General features: G+C 57.0%; 16 protein-coding genes. 10 read left to right on the top strand and 6 right to left on the bottom strand.

Features of this window, described 5'->3' with window-relative positions; translation table 11 throughout:
* Window positions 1-63: 63 nt before the first annotated feature.
* The 3 genes from WKI84_RS04565 to WKI84_RS04555 form a co-directional block, all read right to left on the bottom strand.
* On the bottom strand, window positions 64-2,292 hold the full coding sequence (locus WKI84_RS04565) for a HAMP domain-containing sensor histidine kinase (protein WP_337862345.1): 2,229 nt from the start codon (window positions 2,290-2,292) through the stop codon (window positions 64-66).
* 146 nt (window positions 2,293-2,438) lie between these two features.
* Complete coding sequence (locus WKI84_RS04560) at window positions 2,439-3,188, bottom strand: PAC2 family protein (RefSeq protein ID WP_337862341.1); 750 nt, start codon at window positions 3,186-3,188, stop codon at window positions 2,439-2,441.
* 3 nt (window positions 3,189-3,191) lie between these two features.
* Entirely contained in the window at window positions 3,192-4,067 is an 876-nt protein-coding gene (locus WKI84_RS04555; RefSeq protein ID WP_337862340.1) for an NAD(P)-dependent oxidoreductase, read from the bottom strand.
* Window positions 4,068-4,250: 183 nt separating this feature from the next.
* Between WKI84_RS04555 and WKI84_RS04550 the strand changes: the two genes are divergently transcribed.
* Complete coding sequence (locus WKI84_RS04550) at window positions 4,251-5,168, top strand: hypothetical protein (RefSeq protein ID WP_337862339.1); 918 nt, start codon at window positions 4,251-4,253, stop codon at window positions 5,166-5,168.
* On the opposite strand, the gene WKI84_RS04545 is transcribed toward WKI84_RS04550, so the two are convergent.
* Together WKI84_RS04545 and WKI84_RS04540 are read right to left on the bottom strand one after the other, a co-directional pair.
* The gene (locus WKI84_RS04545) at window positions 5,154-7,733 is read right to left on the bottom strand and encodes a GMC family oxidoreductase (RefSeq protein WP_337862338.1); all 2,580 of its coding nucleotides are present in this window, start codon (window positions 7,731-7,733) and stop codon (window positions 5,154-5,156) included. The two genes, WKI84_RS04550 and WKI84_RS04545, sit on opposite strands and share 15 nt — an antisense overlap.
* Window positions 7,730-8,317 carry a carboxypeptidase-like regulatory domain-containing protein gene (locus WKI84_RS04540; protein WP_337862337.1) on the bottom strand — a complete coding sequence of 196 codons (588 nt, stop codon included), beginning with the start codon at window positions 8,315-8,317 and terminating at the stop codon, window positions 7,730-7,732. Before WKI84_RS04540 ends, WKI84_RS04545 begins: the two co-directional genes overlap by 4 nt.
* A 123-nt stretch (window positions 8,318-8,440) precedes the next feature.
* Here WKI84_RS04540 and WKI84_RS04535 point away from each other — a divergent pair, with 123 nt between their 5' ends.
* Together WKI84_RS04535 and WKI84_RS04530 are read left to right on the top strand one after the other, a co-directional pair.
* Entirely contained in the window at window positions 8,441-9,520 is a 1,080-nt protein-coding gene (locus WKI84_RS04535; RefSeq protein ID WP_337862336.1) for a hypothetical protein, read from the top strand.
* 87 nt (window positions 9,521-9,607) lie between these two features.
* Complete coding sequence (locus tag WKI84_RS04530) at window positions 9,608-10,558, top strand: radical SAM protein (RefSeq protein WP_337862335.1); 951 nt, start codon at window positions 9,608-9,610, stop codon at window positions 10,556-10,558.
* Between the two features lie 42 nt (window positions 10,559-10,600).
* Here the strand turns inward: WKI84_RS04530 and WKI84_RS04525 are convergent, their stop codons facing one another.
* Window positions 10,601-10,744 carry a hypothetical protein gene (locus WKI84_RS04525; protein ID WP_337862334.1) on the bottom strand — a complete coding sequence of 48 codons (144 nt, stop codon included), beginning with the start codon at window positions 10,742-10,744 and terminating at the stop codon, window positions 10,601-10,603.
* Between the two features lie 187 nt (window positions 10,745-10,931).
* On the opposite strand from WKI84_RS04525, the gene WKI84_RS04520 reads away from it, so the two are divergent.
* The 7 genes from WKI84_RS04520 to sufU all read left to right on the top strand — a co-directional run bounded on the left by WKI84_RS04520 (window position 10,932) and on the right by sufU (window position 16,835).
* The gene (locus WKI84_RS04520) at window positions 10,932-11,387 is read left to right on the top strand and encodes an NUDIX hydrolase (RefSeq protein ID WP_337862333.1); all 456 of its coding nucleotides are present in this window, start codon (window positions 10,932-10,934) and stop codon (window positions 11,385-11,387) included.
* Window positions 11,388-11,419: 32 nt separating this feature from the next.
* Entirely contained in the window at window positions 11,420-11,794 is a 375-nt protein-coding gene (locus tag WKI84_RS04515; RefSeq protein ID WP_337862332.1) for a hypothetical protein, read from the top strand.
* A gap of 123 nt (window positions 11,795-11,917) precedes the next feature.
* The gene (gene sufB, locus WKI84_RS04510) at window positions 11,918-13,297 is read left to right on the top strand and encodes a Fe-S cluster assembly protein SufB (protein WP_337862331.1); all 1,380 of its coding nucleotides are present in this window, start codon (window positions 11,918-11,920) and stop codon (window positions 13,295-13,297) included.
* Between the two features lie 50 nt (window positions 13,298-13,347).
* On the top strand, window positions 13,348-14,826 hold the full coding sequence (gene sufD / locus WKI84_RS04505) for a Fe-S cluster assembly protein SufD (protein WP_337862330.1): 1,479 nt from the start codon (window positions 13,348-13,350) through the stop codon (window positions 14,824-14,826).
* Window positions 14,827-14,836: 10 nt separating this feature from the next.
* Window positions 14,837-15,166, top strand: coding sequence for a non-heme iron oxygenase ferredoxin subunit (locus tag WKI84_RS04500; RefSeq protein WP_337862329.1), 330 nt, complete (start codon window positions 14,837-14,839; stop codon window positions 15,164-15,166).
* The gene (locus WKI84_RS04495) at window positions 15,163-16,410 is read left to right on the top strand and encodes a cysteine desulfurase (RefSeq protein ID WP_337862328.1); all 1,248 of its coding nucleotides are present in this window, start codon (window positions 15,163-15,165) and stop codon (window positions 16,408-16,410) included. Before WKI84_RS04500 ends, WKI84_RS04495 begins: the two co-directional genes overlap by 4 nt.
* Window positions 16,407-16,835 carry a Fe-S cluster assembly sulfur transfer protein SufU gene (gene sufU / locus WKI84_RS04490; protein ID WP_337862327.1) on the top strand — a complete coding sequence of 143 codons (429 nt, stop codon included), beginning with the start codon at window positions 16,407-16,409 and terminating at the stop codon, window positions 16,833-16,835. The genes WKI84_RS04495 and sufU overlap by 4 nt, the downstream gene beginning before the upstream one ends.
* Window position 16,836: the final 1 nt, after the last annotated feature.

Below are 16,836 nucleotides of genomic sequence, written 5' to 3'. Positions count from 1 at the left end.
CATAGTGTTCAACGGTAGTAGTGCTGCTGACGGCGGCGGCAGTGGCAGTAATAAAAATAATAGCTAGGCCAGCAGCGGAAGGGTAAAGTAAAAGGCCGCCCCTGCCCCGTCTGCGTTGTTCTCGGCACAGATCTGGCCCCCGTGTGCCTCGACTATTCTCTTTGAGATGTAGAGGCCAAGCCCCGTCCCGGCCTCAGACTTGGTCGCAAACTTTTGGAAGAGCCGGGGCATTATCTCTGGATGGATGCCCGGGCCAGTGTCCTTTACCATCACTGTAATGACGCCGCCAGAGCGCCGGGCTGCAACTGTGATGGTGCCCTTCTCTGTAAACTTGGCTGCGTTTCCTATCAGGTTTGCCACCACTTGGGTTATGCGCTGGGGGTCTGCATACACGATCATTGGCGGATCTGTTGGTGGCAGGTCGAGGACGAACCTGACATCCCTGTCGTTGACGAGCCGGCGGCTCTGCGCGTCTGCCACCGCCGTTTTCAGCAGGCGTCCAAGGTCAAACTCTTCCCGGTTGAGCCGGAGTGTGCCGCTCTCTATCCTTGTCACGTCGAGTATGTCTGCCGACAGGTTCTGCAGCCGGCGGGCGTTGCGGGCAATAATGTCGATCTCTTCCTGCGAGATGCGCAGGCTGCCGTCAGGATCCCGGTTCTTTGCGTCCGAGGCGATTATCTCGGCAAGGCCGAGTATAGGCATTATCGGCGTCCTCAGTTCATGGGCAGCGACGTTGATGAACTCTCTGTGCATCGCGTCTGCCTGCTGCAGCTTGCGGTAGAGGTCGGCCTGCGTCCAAAAGCTCTCAAACAGGCCGACGTACGAGGCCACCATCGCCCTGTTTGACGTGTGGACGGCTGCGCCCACGGCAAGCATAAAGTCGTCGCTTGCGTCGTCCCTGAGCGGTATGACAAGCGCCTCCTTTCTGTCTGACACTACCAGGGTCACGCCCTGCCGATCGGTAGCAGGCGCAAGGGAAGCCCTGTACACCTGAAGCCTCCCCTTTCCTCCTCCATCACCGCTGTCGCCGTCTTCTTCTTTTTTCCTTCCTTCATTTTTCCCTCCGTCGCCGTCGGCGTTTCCGCCAAAACCTTCCAGCTCGCCCGTGCCATCGGATACTATGACTTTGACCCAGACACCCCTCCTGCGCGCGGCGTCAAGCGCCTTTGCCACTCCAATAGCAGACTGCCGCCTGAACGCGGCAGGCGTCGGGAGCGCAAGCAAGAGCTCGGACTTGGTGCTACCGACAATTTCAAGGTAGGCGGACTTGATGGCAGAGGGGCTGTGGATCACGCGCGTCTGGCCGCCAGCACCCTGCCTGATCTCAATTATTCTGTCGCGCATGTTCATGCCGTCGTTCCATGCTTTTTCAAAGATCGACTGAAAGTGCGCGACGTAGGCAGGCTCTGTACTAAAGAGGACGCCCTGCCTTATCCTCCCGCCCTCCATCGCGTCAACCGTGGCAGATATCTCTTTGTCGGAGGTGGTAAAGCTCATGTGCGGTGTTTCTTGCGAGTACCTTATCTGGACTCCAAGCGCAAGAAAGAACTCTATCGCCTCAAGGTCCGGGGGCCCGACGCCGCTTACAACCCACCTGATGCCCCTGTGCTGGCCGCGGCGGTGCTTTTCCAGCACCCGGGCAAACCTGTCTGCCAGATGCTTCTTTGCAAACAGAACTCCGCCAGAGTTCATGTACGAGGACAGCTGCGATGATGCGTCCACCATTTTCAGTACTGCAGGCATGACGCTGGCCCCCTCCACAAGCTCGGTGCGGGCAGGCTCGGCTCCGCACTCGATCTGCATTATCCGCTCGGCTGCAGGCACGGCCCTTTGCCACAGTGTTTCAAACAGATAATGGTTCTGCTCCACCACAGGCCGGGTCGTGCTATATACAGCCTCCACCAAGTTTTCCATGCGGGCGGTGGCGACGTATGCGCTTTCGCTCACTGCAAAATTGCCCCTGATGCCGTCAAGGTGACGCACCTCTGCAAACTCGAGCATCCTCTTTACGGATTGCAGGTTGTCTTTTGTTATCTCGGTTATCTGCCTTATCTTGACCCCCCTCTCCTTCATGGAAAGGAGCATGTCGTGATAGATGATGCCGCTGTTATTGCCATCGTCGTCGTTATCATTGCCGGCAAGCACGGCTATAGAGCGGGCGTCATTGCAGTTGCAGCAGTATGCCCTGACGCCGTTTACAAAGCGCGCGGCAAGACTGTTCACCTGATCCAGACCGTAGGCTACCTCGGTCTTTTCTTCCCCTTCTCCTCCTCCTTTTCCTCCTGTTTTCATTTGCGGCACAATAACAACACCAGCTACTCTGCTATGTCTGTCAAGTTTGCAGCAGCATGGTAATAAAATGACATGATACTGAATTCTAGTACAGACCTTGCTGCCGCTGGCGACATGCGGTGCTTGCCGGCAAAAACACGGAGCTTTTAGCCTATCCCGGGGCCGTACTTGGTGGGCTCTTTTTTCTTTTGCAGATCCTCAAGTATCGACTCGTACTGCCTGTCGAGCTGCTTGATGTCAAGATGTATCTTTTCCAGCCTTGAAAACGCAGACAGGATGCTCTTTGCCGCAAGCGGCTGCGGCACCGTGGTCTCGGCTATCTCCCCAAACAGCCCTATGGCGTCGATGCCCCGCTCGGCCGCCAGGCCCAGTACCACGCCGTTGAACCAGGTGATGCTAGTTATCTCGCTTCCCACAGGTTCGATGCCGGCCTGCGCAAGCACGCTTTTCAGCGCAGGGTTGTTCACCACGCCGCATACCCGGGGAGCGCCGGTCAGCTGATCCCGCAGATACCCGCCTGCTCCGTACAGCCGGCGCACCCTGCCGCCCAAAGACTGTGCATAGTCCAGGAGGGCGTTGCAGAGCGCGTACAGCTGCGACGGGTCCTGCGGCTGCGACTCGCCGGTGAACACGAGCAGTTTTTCGGCGGGGGCGTAGAATATCCGGTAAGTGTCGCTTGCGCTCCTGACCACGCCGTCAGAGTAGGCGACCCAAGGCTTGTCGCTTGACGTGATCTCGGCGACCTGCTCGCATTTCAGGTTCTGAGCAAGAAACGACGACACGAGCCCGCCCACCCGCCCCATGTCCGGCAGGGACGCAAAGATGACAAAGTCGCCTTCGTCATTATTGTCTATCCGAAACTCTTTCTTTAGCACAGTCGTCCTCACTGCCGCCATATCTTATTTTTCCAGCCCGTTCATCCTAGCAAGAAAGGCGCAGATAGCAGTATAGTCATACTCCGATAGACCGCTGTTGCTTGCCGCGCGGAACATCTGCTGGGCAAGCGCAGTCACCGGGAGCGCGATGCCGGCCTGTTGCGCCGTGCCTGTCGCAAGCTCGACGTCTTTGAGCATGTTCTTTAGGTGGAACGACGGCTCGAAATTGTTCTGGACCATCTTGGGGCCCTTTTTCTCTGAAAGGCCGGTCCGGAAATAGGTAGAGTTTAGCACCTTGACAAACACGGCAGGGTCGATCCCGGCTCCGCGCACAAGCGTGATCCCCTCTGACACTGCGATCGCAATGAGCGCAATGTTCAGGTTCAGCGCCAGCTTGACTGCGTTTGCAAAGCCGTCTTTTTCGCCAATGTAGAACACCTGCGAGCCCAGCTTCTCTATGATAGGCCGCGCCCTTTCAAACGCCTGCCGGTTGCCTGCAACCATTGGCACGAGCTCTCCTGACTCGGCCGCGGCCGGGCCGCCCATGACAGGCATGCCAAGCATCTCTATGCCGGCGCCCTGCCGGAGCGCCTGGGCGCAGCGGGCAGACTGGGACGGCGAGATGGTGCTTGCGTCTGCCACCAGCAGCTGCCGGTTCTTTGACTGTACTATGCCCGAATCTCCAAGCATGACCTGCTCGACAGCAGAATAGTCGGTCACTACCGTGATTACAAGGTCGCACGAGTCGGCAAGTTCTTTTGGGCTTGCCGCCACCCTGGAAAAGCCGGCCGTCTTGGAGGCTGTGCGGTTGTAGACCATGACATCGCAGCCGGTGCCGGCAAGTCTCCTTGCAATGCCCGAGCCCATGAGGCCGAGGCCGGCGACACCAACCCTCTTCACGCATTTCCTCTGCCTGCCGTAAATAAAAACGTGTCACGGTTTCTCTGCGCGGTGACAAAAAGGTTAAATCACAGAACATTTTACTATAAAAATATACTTGTTACCACATCTTGCTTTATCAGGCTTTTTTGTCTTTGAATCTCGTAATATAGATAACAGGGCAGCAGAGGGGCAAAGCGGCGCATGCATGGCGACTTGCAGAGGCTGCTGATTCAGAAAGGCTACGCTCCTCTTGACGTGAGGGGCAGGGTGGTGTCGCATGCAGCCCTCTCGTCGCTTGCCGTGCTCGGCCAGCCATCGGCGCACGTCCTGCTGTACCACATGTCCTGCGATTCCGGCATGCAAGAGCGCGACCTGCTTGCCAGCCGTGCCGAGTTTGAGAAGGGCCTCCAGTCCATGCTCGGGCTTGGCGCAGACATCATCCTAAAAGAGTTCTGGGACAGGATAAGGCGCCTTACCTCCACAGCAGATCTTGGCATTGACGAAACGCTGGATGCAATAGGAAAGGACGGAGCCGTTGCTTTTGCGCGCACGCTGGACTATGGCGACCATGCGCTGGTGATCTACAGGACGCACTCTTTTCTTGAAAAAATGCTTGCAGGGTTTTTCGATCCTTTATACACCGGCGGCGACGATGATGACGGCAGCAGCAACATCAGGGAAGCAAGGGCTGTGGTGGTGGACGACGGGATCAAGTTGGTCTTGACTCCTGTTGTGGCCGCAACCACTGCTACTACTATTACGACGACGTACCAGCAGCTTTGCAAACGGTACGGCACGGCAGAGATAGGCGAAGGCATTGGCAGGTGGACGCAGGAGCTAAGGCAGGGAGGAAAAGGGCCTGTACGCCTGCGCATTGCCAAAGACGACACGTGGCTCGCACAGAGAGGGCTTGCAGCTGATCAGGGCATGGAAAAGCAGCCGTGGACGGACGCGGCAGTGGTCTGCGCCCTTGACGCGGGCAGGGCCGACCTCGAGTATGCTTTCAAGCTGGCCGAGCTGCACCGGTTTGTCGTGTTCGAAGGAGAAGAGAAAGAGGAGGAGAACGAGGAAGGCTCCGCGTCTCCTTCCATTGTCTTTGCCAGGTCACTGCCGCCTTAACGTAAAGCGCAGGCACAGCCTGCTGCCGCCACCTTCGGGCGCCTTTTCAATACTGAAAAAGCTTGGCACGGCAGAGTTGCCGCCAGCTATCTGCAGCTGCAGGGGCGGCGAGCACCACTTGCCCACCATAAAGTCAGAGGTCGCCATCCTCACTTCGTCGTGCCAGTTGGTAAAGTCGTACATGTACATCTGCTGGCCCGAGAGCGAGACTCGCGAGATGCCAGACAGCAGGTTGCCAAACACGTACTGCATCTGCAGCGTGCCATAGTTGTCCCTAGTATACGTAAAAGTCTGGACGTGTGGCGTCAGCGTGCTGTCAGAGACGAGCTTGCCGACCCACCGCCCGAGCACGTCTTCGACTGCAGGGCCCTTGCCGTGTTCCGAATAGATCTTTTCATGATCGGTCTCGGTCATAAAGTCGACGCCGTATTTGCGGGACATGCAAAAGACGAGCAGCTGGTTGCCGCCGTCTGGAGGCACGCCCACAAACGCCTTGCCAAGCACAGTGTCTTTGTCTATTATCTTGAGCAGGTCGTAAAACATGGCAAACTCGGCTCCCGTGTACTTCAGGTGGACTACTTTGCCGTAGCGGGGATGATCCATCATCTGAGGCACATTGTCAGCAAACACCGGCGCGTCGTACGGGTGCGTGATGCCGGCGAGGCTGCCGTCTTCCTTTTTCTTGAAGAAACGCTTCCAAAAGCCGCCGAAATACTTGACTGCCGTAGTCGCAGCGTCCTGATCTGTTGGGAAAAAGCCCTTCCAGTGGTTGTCGTTTCGGATCATCAGAGAATCCTTGTCAAACGACCAGCTCGAAGGCGTCGGCTCGGCGTCTGCCGCGTTCACCAGCGTCTCTAACGGGAGACGGTTCTGTTCCCGGTTGAACATGGTTTCCAGCCGTGCCGCAGAGCAGTACATGGGCTGGACAAGGGAGCAGCACTCTCCTTTGAGCGCGGCAAGTGGCATCTTTGAGAATGTGGCCTTCCATCCCCTGCTGATGTGGTCTGCAGTCATTGCCGCAAGTGCCATCACGGTCACCTGCGGGTTCACACCAACGGCGGTAGGGAACACGCTTGCGTCGCACACGAAAAGATTGGCAAAGCCGTGCACCTTGCAGTTCGAATCCACCACGCACTGGGCGGGGTCGTCTCCCATGCGGTTGCCCCCCTGCGGGTGGGCAGACGCTATCTGCAGCCCGTCAGGGTCTGCCTCCACGGCCCTCACCAGCCGGTCAATGTCTGCCCTGTTTGAGAGCCTGAAAACATCGCGGTGGCCGCCAATGACTTCAGTGGCGCCGGCGTCAAACCACATCTCGGCAAGCACGCGCAGCCCCCTGCCAAAGTCCCGGATTGTGCGCGCAGACGGCTCATAGTGAACCTTGGCTTTTCCGGACGCAGTCAGGCCGACCGTGCCTGTCGGCTCGTCTCGCACCATCACGCCGGCCATCGCATAGTGCACAAAGTCCTTCATGAGGAGCGAGTGCGTCTCAAAGAACGACGGAATCCCAAGTGAGAACTGGAGGATAGGGAGGAATATGCTCTCTATCAAAAAGCCGCCGTCCCTGACCCCGTTTGTCACCCCAAATTCATGGCACGTGTAACCCATAGGTATCCCGTCGTACGCGTGCACCGGCTTTTGGAATCTGCCTACCAGGAACGAGGCGGGGTGGAAGGTCAGCCCCCTGCCGGCCCTGTCCGGCGCAATGTTGTTTTTCAGCAGGAGCTGCGAAGACGCTATCGCCCCTGCCGAGACGACTATAACGCGGGCGTTGACCCTTATCTTGAATTTTGTCTGGCCCGTGACTGCGTCCACAAAGTCGCCTTCCACGCCGTCTGCCACGCCGTCCCGGCGGTAGGTTATGCGCTCTGCAGAGCAGTTGCAGTATATCCTTATCCCCGTGGTCGCAAGCGCCTTTTTTATATAGGTGGCAAGCATGTCCTGCTTGGTGCCATAGTGGCACCCTAGGTGGCACATGCCGCACTGCATGCAGTCGACGCAGTTGCGGTCGTTGTTGCCTGCCTTGTATCCCTTGGCCTCGCACGCCTTTTTGAGCAGGCGGTTATTCTGGTTCAGCTCATAGTCGGCGACCTTTGTCACGTGTATGGCCTTCCACACCTCGTCGATGGCCCCGTCCCACCGGGTGTCAGGTATGTCGGCACCCATCTTGCGCCATTGCTCGCGTGTCACCGGAGGAGTGCGGAAACACACGGCATCGTTTATCACGGTAGAGCCGCCAAGGCACTGGCCCTGGATTATCAGCATGCGCAGGCTGTCGGTGAACGTCGCCCCGCCGTTCTTCCACAGGAGCGGGATCATCTCGATCTCGCGCTGGTTCATGTCCTCCGAATCGTAATAGCCGCCCTTTTCTATCAGCACCACCGACCGCCCTTCTTGCGCCAGCTTGCTTGCAATTATGGCGCCGGCCGCGCCAGAACCTATGACGCACACGTCGGCGTCTTCTATGATGTCGTGCCTGACCAATTCATAGCTGCCGCTCTTGCGGCCCCGTATGTTTTCCAGCCCGTAAATCATGCCGCCGCCCGTACTTTTGCTGCCTGTCGTCATTTCGTGCGCCTCCAAGGGATCGCGTGGCTGTGCTTTGGAAACTCTTTTGGCCTTGCTATCACCTGCGGGCCGGGGTAGCCATATATGCGGGCGATCTTGGGGTCGGCATAGTGCAAATAGCTTGTGATGCTCCTCATGAGCAGGGTCGTGGTCCAGGCAGGGTTCACAAGCGCAGGGTCTATCGTGTCGCCTGTGGACGAAAAGAGCGTCACCAAGCGCTGCGCCGCGTTTGCATACGGGTCAAAAAACGGCAAAGAGTCGCCGGTTATTTTGATGTCAAATTTCAGGTTCCGGGCGTTGCTGCGCGTCTCGGTCTTTTTGATGACCCCGTACTCGTCGCTTATCACGAGGTAGACGTCGGGCTCCCTCTCCAGAATGTCGTACTTGCCCTTGAAGGACTCTGTCTTGAACTTTATCCTGAACTTGCCGGACTTGTCGGTAAAGGTGTTGCCTAAAAAGTCGTCGGCCGACCCCATGTCGCTGTCAAACGCCTCGACGAGGAGGTCTGCCATCGGCGAGCCCTGCGCGTCTTTGATGGTGCCCGTTATGATGTTGGAGAGAGAAGAGGAAGAGGGAGTTGCCATGGCGCGTTTACCTTTACAGATTACTTAAAGTTTCTCTGCAGGGTTACACTGTGGAATCTAGTTCTAGAAGACGATTCTGGCCGTTAAAGTAACCGTAATTAGCAAGTAGACCTTCTGGACGGTGTGGTGCAGGAGCGCCTCTGGTTCTCACACTGGACAAAGGAGTACAGGACGAGGCAGGGAGCAAAGGGCATGGTCTTTGAGTGGCTCGAAGACAGGCCAGAGATCAAGATGGACTGGGACAACTGCACGGTCGGGATCGTAGGCCACCCGGCTGGCGCAGGCATGGCCCGGTTCGTGGTCAGGAGCCAGACGAGCAAGAACAGCCAGTATATGGGAAACATCCCGGTGCGCCTCAGGTTCATGTTCACGCTCGACGCCGACGCGCGCACGATAGCGCCGCCTGTCTTGGAGCGGAACTACCGGATAGCGTCGCCGCTGAGAAAGCGCGTCCCCCAGTCTGTGAGGGACACCCCCCACGACAGGTGGGTCATGAACCTCGGGGACGGCGCAGAGGTGTGGGAGTGGACCAGGGCAGGCAGAGACATCAAGGAAAGCGCAGTCTGGCAGCTGTACGAAGAGATCCGGCTTTTTGTCGCCATGCCGGCGCCGGCAAACATCTTTCGCGCAAGCGTCGAAGAGCTTGACAGAATAGTCCCGGTGATATATCAGCCGGCAGTCGACTCGCTGGACAACTTTCTTCGGGAGATACACTGCGCAGCAAAGGTCGATGGCGACTCGGCAGACGTCGCGGTCTCGCTCGTGTTCAACAACGAGCACCTCCGCAAGTTTGCCATCGCAGACGGCATCTACCGCTGGCTCCGCCGCCTGATCTACGGGAGGCAGATAGACATAGAGACCTTCATCATACACTTTGTCAGGAGCGGCGAGGAGAAGGAGGAAAAAGACGATAATAACAACTATTTTATGTTTGCAGGGATCTATAGCGGCGACTATGGGCTCCAGTACGACACCATACACCTCGACAAGGTGCCTGAAAAACGGAAGGTAGAATACTATTTTGCAGACCTGAACCACCCAGTCGTCTTTGTCAACACGTCAAACCACGCCCTTGCACCGCACGACAACAACCGCTCGCTGTGGAAATGGGAATACGTGCCGTGGGTTGAAAAATCGCCTGTGGTGCTTGGCACAAAGACGCGCGCCGAGCTTGACAGGCAGTTCCGCTCCATCTTTGGCTGACCCCGTCGGCGACATCATACATACCCCCTCCCCCGCGAGTGTCTGCGGCCTTATAACAGTCCTGCACATATCGCTGCATGTTACAACATGTCAGGTCTGTGGTACAACGCATCTACGCCGGCGTATTCTGAGAAAAAGAGCAAGTCGATCATCCACCCCTTTTCGGTCAAGGGCTACACCGGCCTTGCCATCAACCCGTACCAGGGCTGCCAGCACAGGTGCGCCTACTGCTACGCCACCTACGAATGGTCGCCCGAGTTTTACGACAGGATATACGCCAAGAGCAACGCGCCGCAGGTCCTCGACAGGCAGCTTGCGTCGTGGAAGGGCGACACCATAGATCCGGTGATGGTCGCCTCCGCCACCGACGCGTACCAGCCCGCCGAGCTAAAGTACGGCTTGACGAGGGAGTGCATAAAAGTGTTGCAGAGGCACAACGTCCCGTACTATGTGTTTACTAAATCCGTTATCATAGAGCGCGACCTTGAACTTCACAGAGGATACAGGGACAACTGCTTTATCGTGTGGTCGGTTACCACGTGCAGCGAAAAGGTGCGGCGCATAATAGAGCCGGGCACACCTCCTGCAAGGAGGATATTCCAGGCAATATCCAAGTTTGCAGAGGCAGGGGTCAGGTGCGGCGTCAACGTCGACCCCATAATGCCGCTTGTCACAGACGGCAGGCAGGAGCTGGAGGAAATAGTCGAATCATGCAGGCGGGCCGGAGTGGGGCACGTGTTTGGGGCGATGCTCAGGCTGCGAGACGACATCTGGGAGAGGATGAAGGCCGCGCTTGCACTCTTGCAGGTACCAGACGGCGCCGCCCAGTATATGCGGCTTTACAACTTTAGCGAGCCCTTTGCCGCGGGCAACAACAGCAACTATGCCGCCTGCGACAAGAGGTATGCAGAAGGCATCCTTGAGGAGCTTGCCAAGATGGTTGATGAAAAAGGGATGAGCACAGACTTTCCGGCCTACATGGGCTCAAGAAAAATAGTAAAGGTGCCGGGGCAGACAACCCTCTGCAACTTTGCATGATCCATGCTAGAGGAGGGTCCTGGAGCCTACCTGCGGAACCGTTCAGTCCTCTTTCTCTGGCCTGCGATAGTTTTCGGCTAAAAAGACTGCCTCGCACTCGCAGTGGCCGTCTAGCCTCACCTGCCTGCCGCAGCGCGGGCAGATGCTCAGCGGGACAGGGGCCTCTATCGCCGAGAGTTCAAACATGGCAGACATATGCGTACGCGCCGGATACGTGCCCGGAATTATTAAGAGTTTTCATAATTTGTTCATTTGTCATGAATTCTGGCTGCCGTACCGCCGTCGATCATTGCATTTTTATGCTAACAAACGCCCAGCGTTGAAAATATTTTAGATGCAACTGTTATACATTGCAGGGCGGCAGACACACAGCGTGAGCTATCGCAACCCCATCCCCACCGTGGACGCCATCATGCAGCGCGGCTCCAGAGTGCTGATGGTAAGGCGCAAAAAAGAGCCTTTCAAAGACATGCTGGCGCTCCCCGGCGGCTTTGTGAGCGAGGGCGAGACGGTGGAAGACGCGGTCAAGAGAGAGGTCCTTGAAGAGACGTCGCTCCAGATAGAGCCCATAGAGATATTGGGCGTGTATTCGGATCCTGCCCGCGACCCCAGAAAGCACACGCTTTCAGTAGTGTTTGTGGTGATAATCCTTGGCGGGCCGGAAAAGGCAGGCGACGACGCGTCCGGCCTCGAGTGGGTCGAGCTGGACGAGGTCGGCAAGATGAAGCAGGTGGCATTTGACCACGCCCAGATCCTTGCCGACTATCGCAGGTGGAAGTCCCAGAACGCAGGTTCGACGTACTGGTCGTCCAAGCGCAGGAGCAGCTAATATTAGCCAGCAGAGAGCATGTCTTGTGTACATTGCGGTCTGAAAAGGACATCCGGCTGAGGATAGACCTGCTTGAGGGCCAGTCCAGCTCGATTGCCAGGATGCTTGCCAGGGCCATGCAGGAGGGCAACGAGCAGGCAATAAGGCAGTACTCGGACAGGCTTGCCCTCGGCAAGGGCAAGGTGGAAGAACTGCTGTGGGTGCTTGGGATCAAGCCGGGCCAGGGCGTACTCGACACCAAGGTGGCGCTCGACCCTAAAAAGGCAGACAGGACCGTCACCGTGCGCGATGCCCTCGAGATGCTAAGAGACGGCAGGATCAAGATGGACGACCTGCCCCACGACGTGCAGGCCCTTGTGAGAAAGGGGGCACTGGAAGCAAAGAACGCCCTGAAGTACTCTACGTAGGCAATGTCTGGAATTTCTGAAAATTAGGCTGTACAAATTCACAAATAACCCCCGGCGAAGTGGAAAATATATATAAAATAACAGCGTTATAACACTGCAGAGATGACCGCAGAAGACCTTAACATGGATTATAGCAAGTACGACTTTAAGGATTCAACAGAGCTTTACGTTTACCTGAGCAAAAAGGGGCTCTCCAGGGGCACGGTCGAGGAGATTAGCAAGATGAAGGGCGAGCCCGACTGGATGCGCGACTTTAGGCTGCGGTCTTTTGACGTTTTCATGAGCAAGCCGATGCCAGAGTGGGGAGGCGACCTTAGCAAAATAGACTTCCAGAACATTTACTATTATGCCAAGGCGTCTGAAAAGCAGGGCAAGAGCTGGGAGGACGTGCCCGAGTCGGTCAGGAACACCTTTGAAAAGCTGGGCATCCCGGAGGCAGAGCGCAAGTTCCTCGCAGGCGTCGGCGCGCAGTACGAGTCAGAGGTCGTGTACCACAACCTGCGCGACGACCTCCAGAAAAAGGGCGTGATATTTGTAGACACGGACACGGCGGTAAAGGAATACCCAGAGATTGTAAAGAAGCACTTTGGCAAGGTCATACCGCCTGAGGACAACAAGTTTGCGGCCCTCAACAGCGCCGTGTGGTCCGGCGGCTCGTTCATCTACATCCCGCCAAACGTCAAGGTCGACCTGCCCCTGCAGGCATACTTTAGAATAAACGCCGAAAACATTGGCCAGTTCGAGCGCACCCTCATCATCGCAGACGAGGGAGCTGACGTCCACTATATCGAAGGGTGCACTGCGCCGGTCTATTCCACAGAGTCGCTGCACTCGGCAGTCGTAGAGCTGATCGCCAAAAAGGGCGCCAGGATACGCTACACGACCATCCAGAACTGGAGCAAGGACGTATACAATCTGGTCACAAAGAGGGCCTACGCGTACGAGGGCGCGTCCGTCGAGTGGATAGACGGCAACATCGGCAGCAGGCTGACCATGAAGTATCCGGGCGTCTACATGCTCGGCAAGAACGCCCACGCAGAAGTGGTTTCAATAGCGTTTGCAGGCAAGGACCAGCACCAAGACGCAGGCGCCAAGGCAGTCCACCTCGCACCGAACACCACTTCGAGGATCACAAGCAAGTCGGTCAGCAAGGACTCGGGCAGGACGACCTACAGGGGCCTGCTGCACGTGGCCAAGGGCGCAACCGGCGTCAAGTCAAACGTCAGGTGCGACGCGCTGCTGCTCGACGAAAAGTCAAGGACCGACACATACCCGTATATCGAGGTGAACGAGGACGACGCCACCATCACCCACGAGGCTACGGTCGGTAAGATAGGCGAGGACCAGATATTCTACCTGATGAGCAGGGGGTATTCAGAGTCCGACGCGCTGTCCATGATAGTTGGCGGTTTCATAGAGCCGTTCACAAAAGAGCTGCCGATGGAATACGCAGTCGAGCTGAACAGGCTCGTCAAGCTCGAGATGGAAGGCTCGGTCGGCTAGGCGCCACAGCCCTCACATACACACATACTATTTTTGGAGCAAGATAGCAAATGACAAAAACCGCCGCCACTACCAACAGCAACATCACGCTTGCAGCAATCAAGGAAGGCAGCATAGACGCAATATCTGCTGGCGAGCCGGCATGGCTTGTCCAGAATCGCAAGAGCGCGTTTGGCAAGTACGCATCGCTGCCGGCAGAAGTGTCGCCGCTCTATTCGAAATACTCGGACGCAAACAGGATCAAGCCAGAGCACGTGCACCTTGCCACCACGACCACCGCTGCCGCTGCCACCGCCACTACGCAGGCAGCAAAGCAGGGTATCACGGGCGACCTTGCCAAGAGGCTCGAAGAGCTTGAAAAAGAGACAGGCATCCTCCAGCTCGGCCACGAGACGAGCAGGGTTTTTGTCAAGGATGCCGTCGCAAGGCAAGGAGTCATAGTCACGAGCATCAAAGAGGCCATAGCTAGGCACGGCGACCTGGTAAAAGCGCACATGGAGGCAAACCCGCTTGACCACCAGGAGGACAGGTACATGGCGCTCGAAGCCGCGGCGTTCCAGTCCGGCGTCTTTGTCTATGTGCCTCGCAACGTCGTCGTCGAGGAGCCGATAAGGATAATCACGTCGCTTGCAGACGACGGCACGTCGCTTGTTTCGAGGAATATATTTGTCGCAGAGGCAGGCTCAAAGGCCACCATCGTCCAAGAGCTGTACGCGCCCGGCACCGGAAGCGAGGCGCAGCAACAGCAGCAGGCGTATTTTGAGCTCATCGAAGCGTCGGTCAAGCCAGACGCCCACCTCGAGGCAGTCACGCTCCAGGCGATGGGCCCAGACACTGTTGCAGTGTCCAACAGGAAGGCGTTTGTCGAGCGCGACGCCAGGATGTCGTGGTACGTCGGCATGTTTGGCGGCATGCTCTCCCGCTACAGGACAGACAGCGTGATGAAGGGGCAGGGCGCGCAGGCAGAAGACATCGAGATCGTCTTTGGCGCAGGCAGCCAGTCCTTTGACGTCACGTCGAACCTGATCCACAACGGCCAGCATTCGAGGGGCAAGGTGCAGGTCAAGTCCGTGCTGAAGGACACGTCAAAATCCCTCTTTAAAGGCATGATCAAGATAGGCAAGGAAGGCAAGGGCACTGAATCATACCTGGCAGGGCACGCAATACTGCTTGACAAGGGCGCCAAGTCCGACTCGATACCGGGCCTGGAGATCCTCACAAACGAGGTCAGGGCGACCCACTCGGCGTCCGTCGCGCAGATGGACGAGGGCCAGATCTATTACCTGATGACCAGGGGCCTGAGCAGGGAGGGCGCCAAGCGCGAGATAGTCTCGGGCTTTTTGGAGCCGCTTTCAAGGAAGATGGGCCCGACCATCAGGGCGTGGGTCAACTACCTCATAGAGAACAAGTGGCAGGGAGGCTCGCTCATGCTCAGGACCGACGAGGCGATGGAGCAGATACTCGAAGTCGAAAAATCCAGGTACCGCGAGACGCAGGACATTTTCGAAAAGCACTACAAGTACAGGTAAAAGCACAGACATGCCTTCAGAGTGGGTGCGCGTCTGCGACGCCAAGTCGCTGTCAAACGGCGAGATGGTCGAGTTCGACCACGCTGGAAAAAAGGTAATGGTAGCCAAGGCTGCAGGCCAGCTCTACGCGACAGACAGGATATGCACCCACGCCTACGCCGACCTTGCAACCGGCTTTATGAATGAGGACGCCTGTACCGTCACGTGCCCGCTGCACCTCTCTGCTTTCAACCTGAAGGACGGCGTGCCGCAGAACCCGCCGGCCACCGAGCCACTGAAAACTTACAAGGTTAAAATACAGGACGAGGGAATTTACGTCGAGCTGGACCGGCAACCATGATGCAAAAGAGCGCCCTCAACGTCAAAAAGATCCGCCAGGACTTTCCGATATTAAAGAGAAAGGTGATGGGCGGCAAGCCTCTCGTGTACCTGGACAACGCGGCCACGACGCAGAAACCGCTTGCAGTCATCAACGCCATCAGCGACTATTACATGAACTATAACTCGAACATACACAGGGCGGTGCACCAGCTTGCAGAGGAGGCGACCTTTGCTTTTGAAGAAACCCGCCAAAAGGTAGCCAGGTTCATCAACGCCCGCCACACCGACGAGATAATATTCACCCGCAACGCGACAGAGGCGATAAACCTCGTCGCCTACTCGTGGGGCAGGGCCAACGTCAAGAGGGGCGACAGGGTGGTCATATCCGAGATAGAGCACCACAGCAACATCGTCCCGTGGCAGATACTGACGCAGGAAAAGGGCGGCAGGCTGGAATACATCGGAGTCAACGACTCTGGCTATTTGAAGATGCACGAGTACGAGAAATACCTTGCAAGCAAGAGGGTCAAGCTGGTCTCGGTGTCGCAGATGTCAAACGTGCTTGGCACCATAATCCCGGTAGAAAAGATAATCAAGATGTCGCACGAGCGCGGCATCCCCGTCCTGGTGGACGGCGCGCAGTCTGTGCCGCACATGCAGGTCGACGTGCAAAAGATGGACTGCGACTTTATGGCGTTTTCGGCGCACAAGATGCTTGGACCCACAGGCGTCGGCGTGCTCTACGTAAAGAGGGAGGTGCTGGAAAAGATGCCCCCCTTTATGGGCGGAGGCGACATGATAAAGGAGGTCCACAAGTACGAGACGCGCTATAACGACCTGCCGTACAAGTTCGAGGGCGGGACGCCAAACATCGCCGACGTGATAGGCTTTGGCGCTGCGATAGACTATCTTTCTAATTTGGGGATGGACAGGGTGCGCGAGCACGAAATAGAGATAACCAAATACGCGTTAGAAAAGATCACAGGCGTCAAGGGCGTCACGCTGTACGGCCCGCCAAACGCGATGGACAGGGGCGGAGTGGTGTCGTTCAACATCGGCGACATACACCCCCACGACCTTGCCACCATAATGAACGACCACGGCGTCGCCATACGCTCGGGCCACCACTGCGCGCAGGTGCTGATGGAGCGTCTCGATGTATCTGCGACCAGCAGGGCAAGTTTTTATATCTACAACACGAAAGAAGAGGTCGACATCTTTATTGGGGCGCTGTCTGAGGCAAGGAGGCTGTTCAAGATTTGAGTGACGACATTTACCGCGAGATAATACTGGACCACTACCGCAACCCGAGGAACAAGGGCAAGATACCGGACGCAGACGTGAGCATACACGACTCCAACCCGCTGTGCGGCGACGAGATCGACATCCACCTGAAAGTGGAAGGCGACAAGATAAAGGACATCAAATTTGAAGGAAGAGGGTGCGCCATCAGCCAGGCAAGCGCGTCGATGCTGACAGAGATGGTGATGAGCAAACCGCTGACGTCTGTCAAAGATCTCACAAAGGACGACATCCTGGAGAACATCGGCCTTACGAGCCTCGGGCCTGCAAGAATAAAGTGTGCGCTCTTGTCGCTCAAAGTGCTAAAGCTGGGCATGGTCAAGTATTACGCTGACAGGGACCCTGCGTCTGCCAAAAAGCTGCAGGACGACACCAGGGCACTTTAGC

It is taken from the genome of Nitrososphaera sp., from assembly GCF_037447015.1.
In the GTDB taxonomy this organism is placed as follows: Archaea; Thermoproteota; Nitrososphaeria; order Nitrososphaerales; family Nitrososphaeraceae; genus Nitrososphaera.
This window is presented reverse-complemented; position numbering and strand designations above follow the sequence as displayed.